Annotated in this window: 19 protein-coding genes; 6 read left to right on the top strand and 13 right to left on the bottom strand. The window is 50.8% G+C overall.

Translation table 11 applies throughout. From position 1 onward, the window contains the following. Positions 1-63 precede the first annotated feature (63 nt). Genes mtnA through GT3570_RS04555 form a run of 4 tightly spaced genes read left to right on the top strand, consistent with a single transcriptional unit; the run spans position 64 to position 4,780 of the window. Positions 64-1,131, top strand: a complete 1,068-nt coding sequence (mtnA, locus tag GT3570_RS04570; RefSeq protein WP_011230450.1) for an S-methyl-5-thioribose-1-phosphate isomerase — start codon at positions 64-66, stop codon at positions 1,129-1,131. Then, complete coding sequence (locus tag GT3570_RS04565) at positions 1,118-2,278, top strand: sugar ABC transporter substrate-binding protein (protein ID WP_062898493.1); 1,161 nt, start codon at positions 1,118-1,120, stop codon at positions 2,276-2,278. The genes mtnA and GT3570_RS04565 overlap by 14 nt, the downstream gene beginning before the upstream one ends. Then, the gene (locus GT3570_RS04560; RefSeq protein ID WP_011230448.1) at positions 2,275-3,825 is read left to right on the top strand and encodes a sugar ABC transporter ATP-binding protein; all 1,551 of its coding nucleotides are present in this window, start codon (positions 2,275-2,277) and stop codon (positions 3,823-3,825) included. Before GT3570_RS04565 ends, GT3570_RS04560 begins: the two co-directional genes overlap by 4 nt. Then, on the top strand, positions 3,767-4,780 hold the full coding sequence (locus GT3570_RS04555) for an ABC transporter permease (protein ID WP_062898492.1): 1,014 nt from the start codon (positions 3,767-3,769) through the stop codon (positions 4,778-4,780). The genes GT3570_RS04560 and GT3570_RS04555 overlap by 59 nt, the downstream gene beginning before the upstream one ends. 149 nt (positions 4,781-4,929) lie before the next feature. Here GT3570_RS04555 and GT3570_RS04550 read toward each other — a convergent pair whose 3' ends face one another. Together GT3570_RS04550 and GT3570_RS04545 are read right to left on the bottom strand one after the other, a co-directional pair. Next, positions 4,930-5,424: a methylated-DNA--[protein]-cysteine S-methyltransferase gene (locus tag GT3570_RS04550; protein ID WP_011230446.1), complete on the bottom strand. Its 495-nt coding sequence runs from the start codon at positions 5,422-5,424 to the stop codon at positions 4,930-4,932. Continuing rightward, complete coding sequence (locus GT3570_RS04545) at positions 5,414-7,630, bottom strand: PAS domain-containing sensor histidine kinase (RefSeq protein WP_011230445.1); 2,217 nt, start codon at positions 7,628-7,630, stop codon at positions 5,414-5,416. The genes GT3570_RS04550 and GT3570_RS04545 overlap by 11 nt, the downstream gene beginning before the upstream one ends. A 264-nt stretch (positions 7,631-7,894) precedes the next feature. Between GT3570_RS04545 and GT3570_RS04540 the strand changes: the two genes are divergently transcribed. Beyond that, positions 7,895-9,667 (top strand): B12-binding domain-containing radical SAM protein, encoded by a 1,773-nt coding sequence (locus tag GT3570_RS04540; protein ID WP_011230443.1) that lies wholly within the window; start codon positions 7,895-7,897, stop codon positions 9,665-9,667. A 79-nt stretch (positions 9,668-9,746) separates the two neighbouring features. On the opposite strand, the gene GT3570_RS18680 is transcribed toward GT3570_RS04540, so the two are convergent. The 8 genes from GT3570_RS18680 to GT3570_RS04515 all read right to left on the bottom strand — a co-directional run bounded on the left by GT3570_RS18680 (position 9,747) and on the right by GT3570_RS04515 (position 17,021). Beyond that, positions 9,747-9,899, bottom strand: a complete 153-nt coding sequence (locus GT3570_RS18680; protein ID WP_021321412.1) for a hypothetical protein — start codon at positions 9,897-9,899, stop codon at positions 9,747-9,749. After that, positions 9,892-10,059 (bottom strand): hypothetical protein, encoded by a 168-nt coding sequence (locus tag GT3570_RS18420; RefSeq protein WP_011230441.1) that lies wholly within the window; start codon positions 10,057-10,059, stop codon positions 9,892-9,894. The genes GT3570_RS18680 and GT3570_RS18420 overlap by 8 nt, the downstream gene beginning before the upstream one ends. Further along, positions 10,056-10,211, bottom strand: a complete 156-nt coding sequence (locus GT3570_RS18675; protein ID WP_013523245.1) for a hypothetical protein — start codon at positions 10,209-10,211, stop codon at positions 10,056-10,058. Before GT3570_RS18675 ends, GT3570_RS18420 begins: the two co-directional genes overlap by 4 nt. 298 nt (positions 10,212-10,509) lie before the next feature. Continuing rightward, positions 10,510-11,337 (bottom strand): carbohydrate ABC transporter permease, encoded by an 828-nt coding sequence (locus GT3570_RS04535; RefSeq protein WP_023634100.1) that lies wholly within the window; start codon positions 11,335-11,337, stop codon positions 10,510-10,512. A gap of 14 nt (positions 11,338-11,351) precedes the next feature. After that, positions 11,352-12,251, bottom strand: a complete 900-nt coding sequence (locus tag GT3570_RS04530; protein WP_023634101.1) for a carbohydrate ABC transporter permease — start codon at positions 12,249-12,251, stop codon at positions 11,352-11,354. A gap of 132 nt (positions 12,252-12,383) precedes the next feature. Next, a complete protein-coding gene (locus GT3570_RS04525) occupies positions 12,384-13,652 on the bottom strand; it encodes an ABC transporter substrate-binding protein (RefSeq protein WP_023634102.1) in 1,269 nt (422 codons plus the stop codon). A 61-nt stretch (positions 13,653-13,713) separates the two neighbouring features. Beyond that, entirely contained in the window at positions 13,714-15,810 is a 2,097-nt protein-coding gene (locus GT3570_RS04520; RefSeq protein ID WP_062898491.1) for an amylo-alpha-1,6-glucosidase, read from the bottom strand. Between the two features lie 194 nt (positions 15,811-16,004). Further along, positions 16,005-17,021, bottom strand: a complete 1,017-nt coding sequence (locus tag GT3570_RS04515; protein WP_023634104.1) for a LacI family DNA-binding transcriptional regulator — start codon at positions 17,019-17,021, stop codon at positions 16,005-16,007. Between the two features lie 179 nt (positions 17,022-17,200). Between GT3570_RS04515 and GT3570_RS04510 the strand changes: the two genes are divergently transcribed. Continuing rightward, positions 17,201-17,401 carry an alpha/beta-type small acid-soluble spore protein gene (locus GT3570_RS04510; protein ID WP_011230435.1) on the top strand — a complete coding sequence of 67 codons (201 nt, stop codon included), beginning with the start codon at positions 17,201-17,203 and terminating at the stop codon, positions 17,399-17,401. A 12-nt stretch (positions 17,402-17,413) separates the two neighbouring features. On the opposite strand, the gene GT3570_RS04505 is transcribed toward GT3570_RS04510, so the two are convergent. The 3 genes from GT3570_RS04505 to GT3570_RS04495 all read right to left on the bottom strand — a co-directional run bounded on the left by GT3570_RS04505 (position 17,414) and on the right by GT3570_RS04495 (position 20,932). Further along, positions 17,414-18,481 (bottom strand): anti-sigma factor domain-containing protein, encoded by a 1,068-nt coding sequence (locus GT3570_RS04505; protein ID WP_062898490.1) that lies wholly within the window; start codon positions 18,479-18,481, stop codon positions 17,414-17,416. Further along, positions 18,478-19,236 (bottom strand): RNA polymerase sigma factor SigI, encoded by a 759-nt coding sequence (sigI, locus tag GT3570_RS04500; RefSeq protein WP_021321416.1) that lies wholly within the window; start codon positions 19,234-19,236, stop codon positions 18,478-18,480. Before sigI ends, GT3570_RS04505 begins: the two co-directional genes overlap by 4 nt. 280 nt (positions 19,237-19,516) lie before the next feature. Further along, positions 19,517-20,932, bottom strand: a complete 1,416-nt coding sequence (locus GT3570_RS04495; protein ID WP_062898489.1) for a branched-chain amino acid transporter BcaP — start codon at positions 20,930-20,932, stop codon at positions 19,517-19,519. Positions 20,933-21,169 lie beyond the last annotated feature (237 nt).

Below are 21,169 nucleotides of genomic sequence, written 5' to 3'. Positions count from 1 at the left end.
CTCGACGCAAGCTGCGCGGCGCTGACCCGGACAAACCAAAAAAAAAGAGAAAGGAAGATGGCGATGAGCACCTTTGCCATCCCACGCTCCGTTGAATGGCGCGAGACGCATGTGACGATTTTAAACCAGCAAAAGCTTCCATCCATCATCGAATATATCGACTTGCACACTCTGGAAGACGTCTATGAGGCGATTGCCACGCTGAAAGTGCGCGGCGCGCCGGCGATCGGCATCACCGCCGCCTATGGCCTGGCGCTTGCCGCTTTACGCTACGACACCGAATCGCTCGATGAATTCCGCCGTCGCTTGAAACGAGATCGTGACTACCTAGCCAGTGCCCGGCCGACTGCCGTCAACTTGTTTTGGGCGCTCGATCGGCTCGTCACCGCTGCGGCCGACGCCCTTTCCGTCAACGAGGCCAAAACGACGCTCGTCCACGAAGCGATTCGCATTCAAGTAGAAGACGAGGATGTGTGCCGCCGCATTGGCGAGCATGCCTTGTCGCTCTTCAGGCCCGGCGAGCGGGTGATGACGATTTGCAACGCCGGCTCGATCGCCACCGCCCGCTACGGAACGGCGCTCGCCCCGTTTTATTTGGCGAAAGAAAAAGGAATTGAACTATCCGTTTACGCTCTCGAGACGCGGCCGGTGTTGCAAGGGGCGCGCCTGACCGCTTGGGAACTGATGCAAGCGGGCGTTGATGTGACGCTCATCACCGACAACATGGCAGCGCAAGCGATCAAGGCGAAAGGCATTGGCGCCATCATCGTCGGCGCCGACCGGATCGCGCAAAACGGCGATACGGCGAACAAAATCGGCACGTTCGGCCTGGCCTTGCTCGCGAAGTCGTTTGACATTCCGTTTTACGTCGCTGCGCCGTTGTCCACGATCGATTTGACGACGAAAACAGGTGCGGACATCCCGATCGAAGAGCGCCATCCGGATGAAGTGACCCACATCGCCGGCGTGCGCATCGCCCCGGAAGGCGTCAACGTATACAATCCGGCGTTTGACGTAACGCCAAACGAACTCATTACCGCGATCATTACCGAAAAAGGCATCATTCGCGGCAATTACAACGCAACGCTGCCATCATTATTCACAAAGGAGGAGCAACATGAAACGATTTAAGGCCTTATCTTCCCTTTTTCTTCTTTTCTTTGCCGTGTTCTCCATCTTGGCTGGCTGCACACACGAGCAAGATGCCGTTAGCTCCAAGCCAGCCAACGGAGCCAAGACCACGAACAACAAAACGGAAACGACATCCAGCCACTCGACGGCAACAAGCGACGAGCAAGCGGCCATTCCTGAAAAGTTGAAAAAGCCGGTGAAAATCGTCGCCATTATGCAACTGTCCATCGGCACGTTCTCATCGCAATACATCGCCGGCGTCAAAGAACAAGTGCAAAAATTCGGCGGCGAGGTGCAAATTTACAACGCCGACAACGATTTAACCAAAATGGCATCGTACGTTGAGACGGCCATTACACAAAATGTGGACGCCATTTTGCTTGACCACGGCCGCGCCGATGCGCTCGAAGGCCCGGTGAAAAAAGCCGTCGCCAAAGGCATTCCAGTTGTGGCGTTTGACAACGATTTGAACATTCCCGGCGTCACCGTCATCGACCAAGACGACTACAGCCTCGCCTGGAAAACATTAAAAACGCTCGCAGAAGACTTAAACGGGGAAGGCAACATCGTCACGATTTGGGTCGGCGGCTTTACCCCGATGGAACGCCGCCATGTCATTTATGACGCGTTCAAAAAACGCTATCCGAACATTAAAGAAATTGCCAAGTTTGGCACGGCGAGCGCCAACACAGCTTTGGACACACAAACGCAAATGGAAGCGATTTTGAAAAAATACCCGAACAAAGGCGACATTGACGCTGTCTTCGCAACTTGGGACGAGTTCGCCAAAGGGGCGACGCGCGCCATCGAGCAAGCTGGGCGCACGGAAATTAAAGTGTATGGCATCGATTTGAGCGATGAAGACTTGCAAATGATCCAAAAACCAAACAGCCCATGGGTGGCGACAACGGCGACCGACCCAGCCGAAGTCGGCCGCGTCCAAGTGCGGTTCGCGTATCAAAAAATCGCTGGAGAAAAAACGCCGAACATTTACTCGCTTGAGCCGCATTTAGTGAAACGGTCCGATCTTCCGGACAAACAAGTGTCGATGAATGAGCTTTCGCAATACATCCCGGGCTGGGGGCAATCCAATGTCGCCATCTCGCCGTGGATGAAAACGTTGGAAGCCCAGGTGAACAAAAAATGAACGGGTTGTCAATGCGGGGCATGGAAAAATCGTTTGGCGCCGTGCGCGTGCTCGACGGCGTGGACTTCGACGTTCGTCCTGGCGAAGTCCACGCCCTTTTAGGCATGAACGGCGCCGGCAAAAGCACGCTCATGAACATTTTGGCCGGCGCCATTCCGCCTGACGCTGGTACGATCACGATCGACGGTACGATATACACGTTTTCATCGCCGCGCGAAGCAAAACAAGCCGGCATCGGCCTCGTCGTTCAAGAAGTTGACACAGCGCTCTTTCCCGGCTTGCCGATTTACGAAAATGTAGCGGCGGACGAGTTCGTCCATGTGAAGCAACGGCCGATTCGCTCGCTGCGTCAAGAAAAAGAGCGGGCCGCCGCCCTGCTTCGCCGCGTCGGCCTGTCGTTGCCGCCGACGAAATTGGTTCGCGACTGCTCGCTCCATGAAAAGCAGCTGATTGTGCTCGCCAAAGTGCTGTCATCCAACGCGCGCTATATCATCCTAGACGAACCGACGGCCGCCTTAAGCGAGGCGGAAACAAGGCGTCTGTTTGCCATCATCGATGAACTGAAGCAGCAAGGCGTCGGCTTTATTTACATCTCTCATAAACTGAAAGAAGTTCAGGAGATCGCTGACCGGCTGACGATTTTGCGCGACGGCCGCGTCGTCTATCACGGAGGCGCCCGCAGCCTGCCGCTTGAGGACATCGTCCTTCATATGACTGGAACGAAGCGGACCGCCGCCGCGAAACAAGCACGCACATACAGAAGCGACATCGCGTTTGCCGCCCGCGGAATTTTGATCGACAAAACCGGGACAACAGTCGACCTATACGCCCACCGCGGCGAAATCGTCGGCATCGCTGGCCTCGTCGGCGCCGGCAAGACGGAGCTTGCCGAAAGCCTCATCGCCCACCGGAACACATCCGGCGAGTGGGAAATTGATGGCAGACGCTATGTGTTCTCATCGCCTTATGAAGCCATCGACGCCGGCCTTTGCCTCATCCCGGAAGAACGGCGCAAACAAGGGTTGTTTTTGCCCGAATCAGTGAAAACGAACTTGACCGTCCGCCTTCTTTCCCGCCTGTCGCGCTGGCAATGGATCAGCTGGGCGAAAGAAGCGGCTGAAGCCGACGGGCTCGTCCGCTCGCTAGGTGTTCATCCGCCGTCAAGCACCACCGTCGTTCGCCACTTGAGCGGCGGCAATCAACAAAAAGTCGTCATCGGCAAATGGCTCAACACAAACGCACGCGTCTTTTTGTTTGACGAACCGACCAAAGGGATCGACGTCCATGCGAAGCAAGAGGTGTTTTCCATCATTCGCTCCCTTGCCGATGAAGGAAAAACGGTGCTGTACTTTTCCAGCGAATTTCAAGAGCTGCTTGACATTTGCGACACCATCTACGTGATGGTCGACGGCCGGCTGCTCGCTCGCCTGCCGGCCGCTGAATTGACGTATGAACAGCTTGTTTACTATTGCAGCGGAGGTGAGATCCATGAGCCAGCCAGCCGTTTCCACAACGCCGTCGAAAAAAACGGCGCCGTCCATTCTTGAATTGTTGTATAAACACGGCACCTTGCTGGCCATTCTTGCCGTTATCGCCTACTTCGGCATCACGCAAGACCGATTTTTTACGTATGAAAACTTCAGTGACATTTTGCGGTCCATTTCGATCGTGACGCTCGTGGCAATCGGCATTACGTTTTCGCTCATCGTCGATGGCTTCGATTTGTCCGTCGGCTCGACGGTGAGCCTAGCGACGATCGCGAGCGCAGCGGCGCTCGTCCTGTACCGCCAAGAAATTTTCATCACCCTGCTCGTGCCGCTGTTGCTCGGCATTGCTGTCGGGCTCTTGAACTCGTTGTTGATCGTCAAATTCAAATTGCCCGATTTGCTCGCGACGTTGGCGACGATGTACGCCATTAACGGCGTGCAGCTCACCTATACGAAAGGGTTTTCGATCTACAACGACATGCCGCTGCCCGATGGCGGCACGGCGCCGGGCAAATTCATTCCTTCCTTTTTATTTATCGGCCAGGGAGAGCTGTTCGGCGTGCCGTTTTCGGTCTTGCTTATGCTGTTTGTCGTCATTGCCGCTCATCTGTTTTTAACGTACACGAAACCCGGCCGCCTCTTTTATTTGACCGGAGAAAACCGCGAGGCGGCAAGGCTCTCAGGCATCCCGGTCAACCGCTATCGGACATATGCATACGTCATCAGCGGGTTTTTTGCGGCCTTAGGCGGCATCGTCCTTGCCTCGCGCATCGGCACCGGGCAAGTGTCGGCCGGCGCCTCGCTTTTAATGGACAGCGTCGCCGCCGCCTACATCGGCTTTTCCGTCTTTGGCGCCGGCAAGCCGAACGTCATCGGCACATTGTTCGGCTCGATTTTAATGGGCGTGTTGCTGAACGGCTTGACGATGGCAAACGTTCCGTATTACGCCCAAGACATTATAAAAGGCGCCATTTTAGTCGGCGCCCTCGCCTTGTCGCATTGGCAAAAAAAATAACGCCCGATCTCTGCCCCCGTGGATGGCAATCCTCGGGGGCAGACGCGTTTTTCTAGGCAAGCCGTCAGCCTCTTTTTCCGCCTGCTTCATTGCAGCATCCGCATACAACGCCTTCCAAACCCTTTGCCTGTTCCACGAACGCAAGAGCGTCATCTACGTAAGCGGCGCTCAAGCTCCAACAGCTTCGCCTTCACATCGGTGCGGCTTCCAGCATAGCCAATGAGAGCGCCGTTTTTGCCGACAACGCGGTGGCACGGAACGAGAATCGACAGTTCATTCGCCCGGTTTGCCTGACCGACGGCGCGCACCGCTTTCGGGCGGCCGATTTGCGCGGCGATGTCAGCGTATGTCGCCGTCTCACCGTACGGAATGCGGCAAAGCGCCGCCCACACCTCTTCTTGGAAGGCAGTTCCCTTCCACTTCAGCGGCAAGTCAAATGCTTGGCGTCGACCGTGGAAATACTCATCCAGCTGCCTAAGCGCGCGTTCAAGAAGCGGCGACCAGCTTTTGACAGCCGGATGTTCGCCGGCGAACGCGCGCCATTCTTCTGGAAACAGCTCGACTTTGACAATCGCGTCGCCGTCGGAGGCGATGTAAATGTCGCCGAGCAGCTCTGAGCGGTATACTGCATATTCAATCGTCATCGTCGTCCTCCCTTTCCATTCGTTCGATCGGCAGCGTGATATGGAACGTCGTGCCGACGCCGACTTCGCTTTCCACTTCAATTTTCCCTTGGTGCTCTTCTATGATTTTATAGCTGACCATCAAGCCGAGGCCGGTGCCGCGTTCTTTCGTCGTATAAAACGGCTCGCCAAGCTTTTTGATTTTATCTTTTGGAATGCCGCATCCTTGGTCGGTGATGGAGATGCGCACATAGCACCCGGCGCGGGTGATGCGCACCGTAATGTCCCCGCCTTTTGGCATCACTTCGATGGCGTTTTTCAAAATATTGATGAACACTTGCTTCAACTGATTCGGCTCGCAATACACCGGCGGCAGCCCGCGCTCGAAGTCGGCGATGATTTGCACGTTGTGCATCATCGCTTGGGCGCTGATCAAATCGATCGTGTCTTGCATAATTTTGCAGATATCATTTTGTTTGTACTGCACCGCCTGGGGCTTCGCCAGGACCAGAAACTCGGTGATGATCGACTCAATCCGTTTCAATTCCGACATAATGACATTAAAATACATCGAATAGTCGCCGTCAATGCTTCCTTGCAACAGCTGAATGAAACCCTTTAGCGCCGTCATCGGATTGCGGATTTCATGGGCGATGCCGGCGGCCAATTCCCCGACGACGTTGAGCGTATCCGACTTGCGCAGCTGCAGCTCCATCTCCTTGCGCTCGGTCACATCGCGCAGCATCATCATCCCGACGCCGGGAATCACTTCCTTTTTCAGTGAAAACTCAATAATTCTCCCTTTTCCCTCGTCGAAAAATTCGACCTCGCCGCTCGCTTCGCCGGTGCGTTGGCATTGTTGAAGCAGCTTGTTGAGCTGGCGGCGCGCCCGCTCCGGAACGAGCTCGACCACCATTCGGCCAAGCAGCGCCTCCTTTTCGACGGAAAAAATGCCGCAGACAACCGGATTGGCGTCGATGATCCGATGCTTGGCATCCCAAAGCAAAATACCATCCATCGCATGATCGAAAATGCTCCGGAACTTTTGCTCGCTTTCGCGCAGCTCGCGCTCGATTTTCCGCCGCTCGCTCACATTGCGGAAAATCGTCAAGTGGTACCCGTCGATCGCTCCTTTTTTCATTGTGAACTCGAGCTGCTTATCCTCACCGTTCGGCATATGAAACGTCAGCTCGTCACGGATTTCCCCTTTGCGCCGGAACTCGCTGAAAATGCGTTTCACCTTTTCGTCCCCATAGTCGACAAAATCAAACAAATTGCGGCGCACAAGCAAATTCAAGGGCAGCTCAAACGTCCGGCTCGCCGCCGGATTGGCGTTCAATATGTAGCCAAAATCGTCCCAAATGAGGATCGCCTCATGCGCTTGTTCGAAAATAGCCCGGAACCGTTCTTCGCTTTTTTGCAACTTGATTTCCATATTTTTTCTTTCTGTCACATCGCGCATAATGGCCATGTAAAACCCGCTATAGACGTTGGAAGTCGCCGTCAGCTCAAACATTTTCACCGTTCCGTCCGGGCGGACAAGCGACAACTCGCCTTTGGCCGTTCCCTTTTCTTTCACTTCCGCGAGCAGCCGAGCGAACTCATTGGCGCATTCACGGGCGACGAACTGCTGAAACGACAAATTGAGCAGTTTTCCTTTTTCCAAGTTCAAGCTCATCGAAAACGCCGGATTGACATCGATAAACCGCCCAAATTCATCGAAAATGACGATGCCGTCAACGGCGCGGTTGAATACGTCGCGAAACAAAAACTCATGAATGATGCGTTCGCGCTCAAGCGCCTTATGGGCTGAGATGTCGCGCATCATGACAAGGTCAAATTCGTCGAACACATCCTTTTTCATCGAAAATTCCACATGCTTCACTTTGCCGTCCGGCAGTTTGATGAGCAGTTCATCGCTGAACGAACCGAACTTTTGCAACATCGAGCGCTGAAACAGCAAAATATCGGGCGGCACAAGTTCGAGGAACGAAGAAAACGAATGGCCGATCAACGAAAACTTATCCATCTCAAACAGCTTGCACGCCGCTTCGTTCACATCGACAAATTCACCGTTTTTATTTAAAATCACGATCGCATCGAGCGACCGCTCAAAAATGATCGAATAACTGTTCAACCGCTCTTTTAACCGCCGATTTTCCTCTTCAAGCGACCGCACATCCGGCGATGCATTTTGTTCTTCCCGAGGAGAAAGGCTTTGGGCCATATCCATCTCTCCTTGTCTATTCAAACCATTCAACGAAATATATATTCGATGTGGAAAAATTTACTCCTCCCTTGATTTACGAAGATTTTTTAAAATTCTTTTCCACAATGTTCGACAAGTTTTTCTGCTTTTTCATTTGGCTAAACTGCATGATAGTCAACTCTCCCCCCTCGCTTAAAGCCAAATGAAAGCTTCCAATTGCATCTATAAATTATAGACAAAGGAGTTTTGCTGCTATATTATAGACAAAGGGGTTTTGTTGCGATGAACATCGTCTGTGCGACATTGAACGCCAAATACATTCATATGAATTTAGCCATCCGCTATTTAAAAGCATACGCTCAGCCCGAATTTGACGTCAAGCTTGTTGAGTATACGATCAAAGACCCGGTGCTGAACATTGTGACTGATTTGTACCAACGCCGTCCGGATGTCATCGGCTTCAGCTGCTACATTTGGAACATTGAAGAAACGATCAAAGTCGTCAAGCTGTTGAAAAAAGCAGCGCCGAATATTGTCATCGTCGCCGGCGGACCGGAAGTGTCGTACGATGTGCGTGAATGGATGGAGCGGGTGCCGGAATTGGATTTTATCGTCATCGGTGAAGGGGAAGAAACGTTTAAACAGCTGCTCTTTGCCTTAGAAGGCCGCAAAGAAGTGGCAGATGTCGCAGGGCTGGCGTTTCGCGATGGAGACCGCATCGTCATGAATCCACAACGGAACAAGCTCCGCCTTGCTGATATGCCGTCGCCGTTTCGCTTTCCGGAAGACATCCCACATCTTCCGAACCGGATCATCTATGTGGAGACAAGCCGCGGCTGCCCGTTCAGTTGCCAATTTTGCCTGTCCTCGATTGAAGTAGGTGTCCGCTATTTTGACCGTGAAAAAATCAAGGATGATTTACGCTATTTAATGAAACACGGAGCGCGGACGATCAAGTTCGTCGACCGGACGTTCAACATCAGCCGCAGCTATGCAATGGACATGTTTCGCTTTTTAATTGACGAACATGTACCGGGAACGGTATTTCAGTTTGAAATTACCGCCGACATTATGCGCCCGGAGGTCATCGAGTTTTTAAACAAGGAGGCGCCGCCCGGGCTGTTCCGCTTTGAAATCGGCGTCCAGTCGACAAACGACGAAGTGAACCGTCTCATTATGCGCAAGCAAAACTTCGCAAAACTTTCGCGAACGGTGACGATGATTAAAGAAGGCGGGAAAATCGCCCAGCATTTGGATTTGATCGCCGGTCTGCCCGAAGAAGACTACAACTCGTTCCGAAAGACGTTTAACGACGTGTTCGCCCTTCGCCCGGAAGAACTGCAGCTTGGCTTTTTGAAACTGCTGCGCGGCACTGGGTTGCGCCTGCGCGCCGAGGAGTACGGCTATGTGTATATGGACCATGCGCCATACGAAGTGCTCGCCAACAACGTCTTGTCGTTTGATGACGTCATCCGCATCAAGCAAGTGGAAGACGTGCTCGAAAAGTATTGGAACGCCCATCGAATGGACGAAACGATCGAGTACTTGGTGACCGATGTGTTCCCATCGCCGTTTGACTTTTTCCAGCAGTTTGGCACGTATTGGGATGAGCGCGGCTGGGCGCGCATTGGCCATCAGCTTGAGGATTTATTCCGCCGCCTGCATGAGTTTTTACGTACGTGTGCGCCAGATGCCCTGCCTGTCGCCGAATCGCTCATGAAATACGACTACTTGCGTGGACAAAAGCATAAGCCGCGCAAGCCGTGGTGGGAAGAAAAAACGGAGAAAACGACGCGCACGACCGTCTACCGCGCGTTGCTTGAGCGCCCCGAGGCGCTTGGGGAGGACTTTGCCGCCCTCGGGCTCGGGGAAAAGGAATTGTTTAAACATACGGTCGTTGAAATCGTGCCGGTCGATGTCGGCTGCTATATCGCCGCGAAGCAGCTCTCGTTTGCGCCAACGGCCATCGTCGCCTATTTCGACCCGTCTGGCACAGGAACTACGGTCTTTTCTGCACCGCTTTCCACCCTGTTTGCGTCATCCGCATCGGATTGAACGCCCAAGCGAAAAAGAGCGCTGTTTCCAGCGCTCTTCTTTTTCCGCCCACCGATCCAATCCCATCAAAACGGCGGCCTCACCGCGGCGGCTCTTTTTGTTTTGTCTCCTTCTCCTTTGCTTGCTTTTGCTCCTCGATCAGCCAAAACGGCTGATCACGAGCGAAATCGCCCCATTCAAACGCCATTTCTTCATTCGTTCGAGCGGGCCGCTTCTTATGCTCTTTACCCATCGCCGCCTCCTTGTCTCCCTTTTTTCGAATTGCGGTTCGCGCCGCGGATCATGTCCTCCTCGCCGGCATATTGTGCCGCAAATTCGGTATCCGGCAAACTTTCCGTTGGCGTTTTATTGTTGTTTTTCGCTGCGTCAAATTTCACTTTTCGCTTCATCATCGTTTCGTCTCCTCCTCATCAACCGTTTTCCGCTCATAAGCGACAAGCACAATTTCTTCTCCTGTTTCTTCACGCAGCCGCTGTTCGAGTTGCTGAAGCTGGCGAAGCGTCCCGTCATGAAGACGGGCGACTGGAAATGCGACGTTGGCCACACCCATCCTCCTTTCACATTTTTTCTTATCATGCCTCGTTCAGGTGCGTTTTATCATAGTTCCGAAAGAAGACTCCCACTTCAAGCAAAGCGAAGCGGGAGTAGTTCACGCGTCTCCATAGCCGGTACATCTCCCGTCTGTCATCATCCTAATGGAGTCTATATTTCCACCTATATGATGTACGTTTTTTTTATGGATATGCCGAATGAAAAAGGGCTGCCGCCAAAGGAGGACAACCTTCCTTTCGGCAAACAGCCCCTTTTCGCAATGATCGGTAAACCAGTATGCAAAATATCTGTTATTTTCCACCTGTGAATGAAATCCCTTTAATAAAATAGCGATTGAAAAAGGCGTAAATAACCAATACAGGCATGGTAAATACCATTGATGCAGCCATAATGTAGTTCCAGTAGCTAATATATTGCCCTTTGAAGCTGTTAAGCCCAAGCGGCAGCGTAAACAGCTGCGGATCGGACAAAATAATGAGCGGGCGCATGAAATCGTTCCACGAACCCATGAAGACGAAAATGGCTTGAGCCGCCAACGCCGGACGAGCGAGCGGAAGAACAATCCGGAAAAAGATCCCGAGCCGCCCGAGTCCATCAAGTTCTGCCGCCTCTTCCAACTCTTTTGGAAAGTTAATGAAAAATTGCCTCATCATGAAAATAAACGTAGCGTTCACCATCGTCGGCACGATCATTCCTTGATACGAGTTCAACCAACCGAGCTGTTTCAAAATCAAATAGTTCGGAATCATCGTCACTTGGGCTGGAATCATCAAGACAGCCAAAATGATCAGAAACAGCGGTTTTCTGCCGGGAAATTGCAGTCGGGCCAACGCGTAGCCAGCCATAGAGTTGAACAATAAATTCAGCACCGTCACAGTTCCCGCAACCACAACGCTGTTTAGCAGCCAGCGTGGAAATAGCTCCTGTTCGACAAAAATCTGCTTATAATTATCAAGCGTAAACTTTTTCGGAATAAAGGACATGGTTCCGCTCACAATTTCTTCAAGCGTCTTAAACGACGAAGACAGCGCCCATAAAAACGGAATCATCGTAATCACGGCATATGTGATCAAGACCGCATACAGCAACAGCTTTCCAATGCCCATTTTCTTTTTCATCCATGCTCATCCCCTTAATAAAGAGACTCTTCTTTTGACAACTTCCGTTGCAACAATGTCACGATGAAAATCAAAATCGCTAACGCAAACGCGAGCGCAGCGGCATATCCCATTGTCCCTAATGTTTTAAATGCATATTGGTAAATCAAAAGCACAACCGTCAACGTCGAGTTGTTCGGACCGCCGGAACCGCCCGAGAAAATATACGATTGGTCAAACAGCTGGAATGTCCCAATCAGCCCCATGACCACGACAAATGAAGTCACCGGCCGCAAATAGGGAACAGTAATATGCCAAAACTTTTGCCAAGCGTTCGCGCCGTCCAGCTCGGCTGCTTCATACAAGGAATCAGGAATATCTTGCAACGCCGCCAAATAAATGACCATAAAGTATGGGGCTGTCGCCCAAATGTTCATGATCATAATGGCATTCAATGCTACATCGGGATCGCCGATCCAGTTATATGTCGGCAAACCAACCGCTTTCAATACGTGATTGATAAGTCCATTTTGGTTGTACATCCACATGAAAATGAGCGTCAGCACGGCCGAGGACGTCAACGTCGGCAAAAAGTACACAATGCGGAAAAACTTTTGTCCCTTGAGCCCTGCATTTAATGTCGCCGCTAATACAAGCGCTAAAATGGTCTGGCATGGAACGACAATGACGACATATTTCAGCGTGTTCCATAACGCGATTTTGGCCCGAGTATCATCGGCCATGCGCTTGAAATTGTCCAACCCGACGAACTCAAACGAAGTCGTACCCAACAATTGCACTTTGTGAAAGGCCAGAAAAATCGCAAACAAAATCGGGCCGATAATAAAAAGAAGCAGCACAAATAAAGTAGGAGACAAAAACAAGTAGCTTGCCCCCGCTTCGCGCCACATTCGCTTCGTTGACATTCTTTTCATCTTATTCCCTCTCCTTGCCGAGAATCAAATCGCTGTTCCTCTCTTTCTAACGCAGCCAAAAATAGCTGCGGTTAGAAAGAAAGGAACAGCTCCCTGGCAGAGCATGACCCGTCTGCCAAGGGCTGATTCGCCTTATTTGCTTTCGATTTCGCTGTTCGCCGTTTTTTGTGCTTCTTTCAACGCTTCAGCAAGCGGACGTTCACCGAGGAAAGCGCTGACAAATTGGTTATTGAAGTTATTCGTAATAATCGGCAAGTTCGTTCCATTCTGCCATACGGTCGCATACGATGCGCCAGCGACAAGCGGTGCACGCAGCGGATCTTTGTCAAATCCCAATTCAGCAGCGACCGATTTCCGCGTCGGCAAAGCGTATCCCTTGCTCGTCCATGTTTTCATTCCTTCTTTTCCTGTCAAATACTCGATCAGCTTCCAAGCGGCTTCTTTCTTTTTCGAATCTTTGTTCATGACATAGGCAACCGTATAAGCCATAGTCGTTTTTTTGCCGTTGATCGTTGGAATTTCAGCCGTTCCAAATTCTAAGTTCGGGAACGTCTCTTGCAGGAACGGAATCGCCCAGTTTCCTTCAATGACCATGGCCGCCTTGCCTTGACCGAACATCTCGCCGCCCCATGTAGCCCCAACTTCATTAGGTTGGGCTGCCGACTTATCTTTTAAGTGCATATCAACGATCGGCTGGAGCGCCTCGACTACTTTCGGATCAGCGAAGCTCGCTTTATTATCTGTCACAACTTTGCCGCCTTTGGATTCAGCAATGTAGTATAAGCGAGCCAGTTCCGGAGCAACGCCAAATCCGTATACTTGTTTCCCTTTTGTCAGCTTCTTCGCCACTTCCCGCAGTTCGTCCCAAGTTTTCGGGACTTCAACACCCGCTTCTTCGAACATCTTTTTATTGTAAAACAGTGCTAGCGTCGAATAGTCTTTCGGGAACCCATAAATTTTTCCATCTTTCCCTTTAAACGCATCAAGCATCGGTTTTTCAAAATCGTTAATGTCAAAATCGTCCGTTACATATTTGTCAAGCGGCTCAAGCGCCCCTGTTTCAATCAGAGCTGGGGCTTCAAATGCATCAAGATAAAACACATCCGGCCCTTGCCCACCCGCTAAACGGGTTTTGATGACATCCATATACTGGTCGGCAATGACTTCATACTTGACCTTAATGTTGGGATATTTTTTTTCAAAATCATCCAACGTTTGTTTCAACAACTTTTGCTCCGTTGGATTGCCGCCCCAGCCAGCTAACGTGACTTCTACTTTCTCGCCTTGCTTACTCCCCCCGTTTGCCTTCTCACTTTTCTCACCACCGCCGCAACCGGCCAAAAGGCTGCCAAACAGCATCGTTGTGATGCCTAGCGCTGCCATCCACTTTGTTTTGCCCATGTAAACAACCTCCCCTAAAAATTGGTTTATATACACAGGGAAAGGAATGCTTCCCCTGCTGTTAACGAAGGACAATATCCCAACCCGTCGTATTCTCATCGATTTGGACATGGAAGTTATCCTGCTCACGGGTAACCGTCAATGACAATCGCCCGCCGCCGATTAGGATGTTTTCCACACGCAACATATTCATCGAATCAAGCAACGTCGGCGACAGATAAATATTCTTTTCCAACGCATTAGGAAACAATCCTAATAACGCCTGAACAAACACAAGCGGCGTCCCAGCCGCCCACGCCTGAGGCGAGCAGGCGACAGGATAGCGGACCGGTTTTCCCTCTGACCGGCTGTAGCCGCAAAACAACTCCGGCAAGCGATCATACTCAAAATGCATCGATGCTTCCATGAGTCCTTCAATGACCGTCTTTGCCTCGCGCCGCCTCCCCAGTTTGCTTAAGCCAAGCAAAATGAGGCTGTTGTCATGCGGCCAAATGCTTCCATTATGATAGCTCATCGGGTTATATCCCGCTTCTCCTTCGGCCATCGTCCGGATGCCGTAACCCGAAAACATTTTTTCCGAAAGAAGGGTGTCAATGACGGCATCCGCCCGCCTTCCTTCGAGCATTCCTGAAAACAGCACATGACCTGGGTTCGATGTAATCGTTCTGACAGGGGCTTTGTTTTCATCTAACGCAAGAGCATAAAATTTCCGATCTTCCATCCAAAACTGTTCTTCAAAGCGCTTTTTCAAAGCTTCCGCCTGCGTTCGAAGCGCTTCTGCTTTTTCCACTTCCTGAAGCTGTTCGAAAATGTCGGCAAGCCCCATTTTGGCTTGATAAACGTAGCCTTGGACTTCAACAAGGGCGATCGGCGCGCGGGCATACTCGCCGTTTTCGTGCACAATCGAATCGCCTGAATCTTTCCATCCCTGATTGGCAATCCCCTTGCTCGACTCCTGGAAATACTCGACAAATAAATCGCCGTCGCGGTCGCCATACCGGTCAATCCAATGGAGCGCCGCATCAATGTTGGATCGAAGCTGCCGGACGAGATCGAAGTTGCCGGTCCATTTGACATACTCCACCAACAGAACTAAAAAGAGCGGCGTCGCATCGATCGTTCCGTAATAAGGGGTAAACGGAATTTGATTCGTATTGGCCAACTCACCGAATCGGATTTCATGCATGATTTTTCCAGGCTGTTCATCGCGCCACGGGTCTACTTTCGTTCCCTGATAGCGGGCCATTGTCAACAACGTGCCTTTGGCTATTTCATGGTTGAACGGGAGCAGCTGCAAGGCCGCAATCAAACTGTCCCGGCCGAAGGGAACGCCAAACCACGGAAGTCCGGCCACCGGAAATGGCCCACAGCCAAGATCCGTAAGCAGCACCCGCAAATCCCCAATGCCCCGGCGGACTAAACGCTCAAACTGTCGTTCGTCCGTGATGACGTTCGCTGTTTCCCTTTCCCAACGCTGATAGGATTCTTGCAATCGTTGAAGCGCCTGTTCAGGCGGAATGACCTCCACTCTGCCTGTTTTGCCGGTGATCGGTTCGACCATCAACGTAACCGTCTGCTCTTCCGCCGGGTCGAGCGCAAAGTCAAAAACAATTTCTCCATGTTCCTTAACGGTTTTCTCCTCTCGATCCCAGCTGACCTTCGTTGCCCGTTCCACTCCGTCGGCTCCCTCGTAATGGAACGTGAGCGAACGTTTTCCAATGGTCTGGCCTGTCCGCTTTCCCACCTCTCCTGTCTGAAAGCCGCGAACGATAAACATATCGGCAAAATCGGCATCCATGTGCACGCTGATTTCCAATTGCACCGGCTTGGGATGATAATTTTTCAGCTTAATGGTTTCATAGAGCACACCCGCATAAATAAATCGTTTGCGCTCAATTTCAACGGATTCGCGCCACAAAATCAGCTCTCCGTCCCGTTCAATATGAGGGTTTGTCAATAAAATGGTAGCGACATAATTTTGCGCCGCATCAGACGCCAGCAGCACCGGTTCTTCCCCATTGATGCACAAACTCCATTTGCTCAAAAAACGGGTGTCTTTTGTATACAGCCCTAATCCGTACGGATGATGTTCAGGGATATTCCCGTCTTGATCTGTCAATAAAAACACATCGTTTTCTTTAATCACTCGATAATCCATGCTGCTTCCCCCTGATTCTAGGTTGTCATCATCGGCTCAACAGCACGATGTCTTTCCTGCGTCAATTATGCTTAAAAGCGAATTCCAAAACGTTTTCATTGATGATTCAAAAAAAGTCTGTCTTCATGACACCACAACAATCCGAAACGTTTTGGATCATAACTGAAACTGGCTCAGGGCGGTGAAAAAAGCCCTCATCCATCTTTTTTCACCGTCGACCCCCGTATTTTCAGTTCTGTTTCCAGAATCTTGACATGGGACTGAGCGTTGCCTTCCAACATATCAATCAACAGCTTGGCGGCCTCATATCCCATAGCAAATTTATCTTGGGCGATGGTGGAGAGTGCAGGCGATGAATAGGACGCTAAAATAATGTCATCGTAGCCAATCACGGCCACATCGTCCGGAACCCGCTTTCCAAGCTGTTTTACTGCCTTGATGACACCTAGCGCCATTAAATCGCTTGCACAAAAGAAAGCCGTAATTTCTGGATATTGCTGAAGCAGCCTCAATGCCTCCTGCTCCGCGATTTCTTCGCGGAACGCTCCATTGGCAATCCAATATTCGCGTACGGGCAAACCTGCTTCAATCAATGCTTCCTTGAATCCTTTCTCACGCTGTTCACTCACAAATGCGTATTCATATCCATTGATCATAGCGATCCGTTTATGCCCGAGCTCAATTAAATGACGCACCGCTTTTTTCGCACCCAGCACATTGTCCGTTGTCACATAGCCAACGGTTTTGGACTCGATGGGAATATCAATCAGGACACATGGAATTTCGCTTTCCACGACCTCATGCAAATACGGGTCATCCGTACGAATCCCTTGCAAAATCGCCCCATCGACGCGCCGCTCCCGACAAAGCTGTGTATACGTTTTTTCTCTTTGCTTGGTCGATGTCGTGCTGAACAGCACCATATCATAATCGACTTCACTGACATACTCATTGACGCCGGCCAGCACCTCAAAGGTAAAATTATCCTTGGCACTTTCCCTTGTTAATCCAGAAACGAGCAGCCCGATCGTCTTCGATTTATTCATGACAAGCCCGCGCGCCAGTGTATTGGGGCTGTAGTTCAACTGCTTCGCGATATCCATGATTTTTTGTCTCGTTTTTTCATTCACATCGGAATAGCCGTTCAGCGCGCGTGAAACCGTCGTAATCGAAACTCCCGCTGCCTTGGCAATATCTTTAATGGTTGTCACTGCCATTCCTCCAAAACGTTTTCGGTCATCTGCTCGTTTTCATTATAAACAATAACCGAAAACGTTTGCAATCTTTTTTTTAATGAAAAATTCCTCCTTTAATTCCCAACCATATCTCTTTGTTAGATCGTCCATACTAATCATACCTCATCAAAAAAACCATCAAGGAGGAATTTCATATGGCTCGTTCAAGCAACAAACTGCTTGTCCCAGGCATCGAACAAGCGTTGGAACAAATTAAGTACGAAATCGCCCAAGAGTTTGGCGTACAGCTCGGGGCTGGCACGGTTTCGCGCGCCAACGGCTCCGTCGGCGGAGAGATTACGAAACGGCTCATTGCTCAAGCACAAAGCGAATTGGCAGGACGAAAAACGGAATAAAGCCGAGCGAAATCACTCGGCTTTTTTCGTTTTGGCATCCATCGCTTTCAAATGGCGGTGGGCGTCGGCTTGGCGGCGATGTCCCTCCTTGCCGCTGTCGCCCCCATTCCCCTTTTTCTTTTCATAATGAGCGCCTGGCCGCAACGGACGGGCGTTCCCATGGCTTTTCCATTTCACATAACTCTCTTTTTCAGGAGAAAGGCTTCCTTTGGTCGGATGAGAATGTTTCTGCTTGCGCGGCGGCTGTTTTTCGTTTTTTGATGGCTTCGGGTTTGACTCGTTATGGTTCTGTTTCTTTGACGGCTGTTGTGTCGGTTGTTCTTTGGCCGCTGGCGTTTTGTTTTCTTTTTCTCCACCTTTGGCCTTATCTTTCCAACCTTCTCCTTTCCGGCCGTTTCCATCTGCCGAGCGGACAGATGCTGGCGCAGCCGGTTTCACCTTTTTCTCGATTTGCAATAGTTTTCCGGTTGTCATCCCCCGTTTGACAGCTTGGTTGCGCACTGCCATCGTACTATTGGCCGTGGTAATGACAATCCGGTCATCCGCCACTGACCGCTGGATTTCCGCGAGCGCTGCGGACAGCTTCCGCGCTGAAGAGGCGTCGCGCTCCCTCTCCACCGTCGTAATCAGCACTTCCCCGCCTTTCTTTAAATACCCCTTTTGTTCGCTTAACGCAATGATTTGTTTCGTTACCGAAGAAAACGGTTGACGTTTCCAGGAAGGAAGCGCCGCCAGCACCTTCTTTCCTTCCTCATTGTAAGCCTTCAGCGTCAACACGCGCAGCTCCGCGTCGACGCCCGCTTCCATGCTTGGGTTGATGTCGATCGACATGTAGGCGTACACCGCATTGGAAGGCCATTGAATCCAAGTCGCTAGAAGCACCGTGGCCGCCGTTAGAACGCTTATGAGCGCATATCGAAACGAACGGCGGCGAAACGGAAAAGGACGGCCAACCGCATTCGCTTTGACCTCTTCTCCAATCTCGCATTCTTTTTCTTTTTTCAATCGAAGAAATTCCCCTTCCGGCGTCAATACAGTGACGAACTCTTCATCCAACTCCAGCACAATTCCCTTTTTCACGATGAAAGCACCCCTTTTATATAGTCCTTCAAGTAAATGTAATCGCCTGCCAAAATGACCGCGACCGCAATAATGTATTTTCTGTTTCTCTCAATCGTCTTGCGGCTGACCGACGCCATCGTTTCCAGCTGTTTGATCGGCAGTTGCTTTTTTCGAAACAAAATACCAAGCCATTCGTCATTCGCAACAAGCAGTTCAGCCACACGAATAGCGTTGAGGCGGGCGTCTTTATGTTTTGGCGATTGTTCGACTAAATCGTGAAAATGAATGCCGAATTGTTTCAGCACTTGCTGGTAATGGAGAATTTCTTCCCGACGCTGTTCCTGTTCGATTTGCCTATAAAACTCCTCAACCGATAATTTCGCATCTACGTACGTTTGCGCCGCCTGCTCGCCGTTTTCTTCATCTTCGACATGCCATATGGCCTCTCGCGTTCTCACCTCTTTTCGAATGTAATCGATGAGGCGCCGCTTAATGAGCAGCTCCGCAAACGACAGAAAGGAACCTCCTTTGTGCAACGCATATTTTTCAATCGCTTCGTTAAAAGCGATCAGCCCGATGCTCGCCTCATCATCTTCCTCGCGGATGAACCTCTTGCATACACTTGAGACTGTTTTGACGATAAACGGCTTATATTGCCGGATAAGCTCATTGCGCAACGCTTCATTTCCCCGCTGAATTTCCACAACCGTCCGTTCAAGCGTTCTCTCTCTTCTTTTCAATAATGTCCCAAACACCCTTTTCACCCCGCTCATACAAAACCGGACTGACGCTCGTTCTTTATACTATTCGCACATCGCAATCCAAATATGACCGTCGTTCAAAGGGGATTTTTTTTAGCTGTGCAAGTGAACACAGGTCCCCAAAAGAGCCCAACGCCGCCGCGCCGAGCACACGCCTTCCATCGGCAAAAAATCAGGTGTTTTTCCCATCTAATGAAAAAGGGGTGAAACGCGGTGTTGCCGAAAAGTTTGACGAAATGGAAAAAGGGGCTGTTTCCCCATTGGGACAGCCCCCTTTCCATTATGTGGCCGCTCATCCAGCCTTTTCTTCCGTCCGTGCCATTTCATTCAGCTCACTATGCTTGCGGCCGTAGATAAAGTAAATCACTAGACCGATCAGCAGCCACGAGACAAAACCGATCCATGTCATCGCCGGAAGCTGAAGAACGAGGTAGCCGCAGAATAAGACAGCCAAAATCGGGACGACCGGGACAAACGGAACGCGGAATGCCCGCTTTAAGTCCGGCTGCGTTTTACGCAACACCAACACGCCGATCGAGACGGTGATAAAGGCAAAGAGTGTGCCAATGTTCGTCAGTTCCGCCAATTTGTTGAGCGGGATGATGCCGGCGAATACCGCTACAGCCGCTCCCGTCAGCCACGTATTGACATACGGCACTTGGCGCGTCGGGCTGATGCGAGCAAACACTTTCGGCAGCAAACCGTCGCGGCTGATGGCGTAGAAGAGACGCGTCTGCCCATACATCATCACAAGGAGCACGGTCGTAATGCCGGCGATCGCCCCGAGCGAAATAAAGCCCGCCACCCAGTCTTGGTGGATATAGTTTAACGCAAACGCCACTGGGTTTTTCACGTTGAGCTGCTCGTACGGAACGATGCCTGTCAATACGAGTGAAACCGCAATATACAACAATGTGCACACAAGCAACGAGACGATGATGCCAATCGGCATATCACGCTGCGGATTGCGCACTTCTTCCGCCGCCGTCGACACCGCATCAAAGCCGATGTAAGCGAAAAACACCGTCGCCGCGCCGGTCGCCACGCCAGAGAAGCCATACGGCATAAACGGCGTCCAGTTCTCCGGTTTGACGTACCAAACACCGACCGCCAAAAAGAGCAGCACAACCGCCACTTTAATGGCAACGATCACCGCATTAAAACGAGCCGATTTTTTCGCACCTAAATTCAACAAAAACGTAATGAACAGAACGATGATAATCGCTGGCAAATCGATGAACGTTCCTTTCGCCGGATCATACGCACTCGTTAGCGCCTTCGGCAGCTCGATGCCAAAACCGGCAAGCAGTCCTTGGAAATAGCCGGACCAACCAACAGCGACCGCCGACGAAGCAACCCCGTATTCCAAAATCAAATCCCATCCCAAAATCCAAGCGATGAGCTCACCAAACGTGGCATAGCTGTAAGTGTAAGCGCTCCCCGACACTGGCACAGTTGAGGCAAATTCTGCGTAGCAAAGCGCCGCAAACACACACGCCAACCCAGACAAAACGAACGAAAGAACGAGAGCCGGACCAGCATGTTCCGCCGCCGCCACCCCGGTCAAGACGAAAATGCCTGTCCCGATAATGGCGCCGATGCCGAGCATCGTCAAATCAAATGCGCCTAACTCTTTTCGCAGCGAAGCTCCTTTTGCCCCCGATTCTTTCATGAGCAACTGAATCGGTTTTTTACGAAACAAATTCATAGATGTCTCCCCTTGTCGTTTTTTGTAGAAAATTGTTGAATTTTATTGTCGAATACAGTTGTCATTCTACATGATCCTTGTTTTTTTGTAAAGTGCGAAAATAAGAAAAACAGCAAAAAATTTTTTCCGTTTTGTGCGGCAAAGCAAAAAATAGTTTTTTAAAATAACAAAAAATATTAATTTACAAATTTTTCAGATAAATATATAATGAATATGTGACAAATTTGTGACAGAAAG

It is taken from the genome of Geobacillus thermoleovorans (assembly GCF_001610955.1).
Taxonomy (GTDB): Bacteria; Bacillota; Bacilli; order Bacillales; family Anoxybacillaceae; genus Geobacillus; species Geobacillus thermoleovorans.
Note: the sequence above shows the minus strand (reverse complement) of the source record. Positions and strands in the feature narration are given on the sequence as shown.

Excerpts from the sequence above, each read along its gene's own strand:
- mtnA (WP_011230450.1), top strand. The coding sequence starts at position 64 with ATGAGCACCTTTGCCATCCCACGCTCCGTTGAATGGCGCGAGACGCAT.
- GT3570_RS04565 (WP_062898493.1), top strand. The coding sequence starts at position 1,118 with ATGAAACGATTTAAGGCCTTATCTTCCCTTTTTCTTCTTTTCTTTGCC.
- GT3570_RS04560 (WP_011230448.1), top strand. The coding sequence starts at position 2,275 with ATGAACGGGTTGTCAATGCGGGGCATGGAAAAATCGTTTGGCGCCGTG.
- GT3570_RS04555 (WP_062898492.1), top strand. The coding sequence starts at position 3,767 with ATGAGCCAGCCAGCCGTTTCCACAACGCCGTCGAAAAAAACGGCGCCG.
- GT3570_RS04550 (WP_011230446.1), bottom strand. The coding sequence starts at position 5,424 with ATGACGATTGAATATGCAGTATACCGCTCAGAGCTGCTCGGCGACATT.
- GT3570_RS04545 (WP_011230445.1), bottom strand. The coding sequence starts at position 7,630 with ATGGCCCAAAGCCTTTCTCCTCGGGAAGAACAAAATGCATCGCCGGAT.
- GT3570_RS04540 (WP_011230443.1), top strand. The coding sequence starts at position 7,895 with ATGAACATCGTCTGTGCGACATTGAACGCCAAATACATTCATATGAAT.
- GT3570_RS18680 (WP_021321412.1), bottom strand. The coding sequence starts at position 9,899 with ATGGGTAAAGAGCATAAGAAGCGGCCCGCTCGAACGAATGAAGAAATG.
- GT3570_RS18420 (WP_011230441.1), bottom strand. The coding sequence starts at position 10,059 with ATGATGAAGCGAAAAGTGAAATTTGACGCAGCGAAAAACAACAATAAA.
- GT3570_RS04535 (WP_023634100.1), bottom strand. The coding sequence starts at position 11,337 with ATGAAAAAGAAAATGGGCATTGGAAAGCTGTTGCTGTATGCGGTCTTG.
- GT3570_RS04530 (WP_023634101.1), bottom strand. The coding sequence starts at position 12,251 with ATGAAAAGAATGTCAACGAAGCGAATGTGGCGCGAAGCGGGGGCAAGC.
- GT3570_RS04525 (WP_023634102.1), bottom strand. The coding sequence starts at position 13,652 with ATGGGCAAAACAAAGTGGATGGCAGCGCTAGGCATCACAACGATGCTG.
- GT3570_RS04520 (WP_062898491.1), bottom strand. The coding sequence starts at position 15,810 with ATGGATTATCGAGTGATTAAAGAAAACGATGTGTTTTTATTGACAGAT.
- GT3570_RS04510 (WP_011230435.1), top strand. The coding sequence starts at position 17,201 with ATGGCTCGTTCAAGCAACAAACTGCTTGTCCCAGGCATCGAACAAGCG.
- sigI (WP_021321416.1), bottom strand. The coding sequence starts at position 19,236 with ATGAGCGGGGTGAAAAGGGTGTTTGGGACATTATTGAAAAGAAGAGAG.
- GT3570_RS04495 (WP_062898489.1), bottom strand. The coding sequence starts at position 20,932 with ATGAATTTGTTTCGTAAAAAACCGATTCAGTTGCTCATGAAAGAATCG.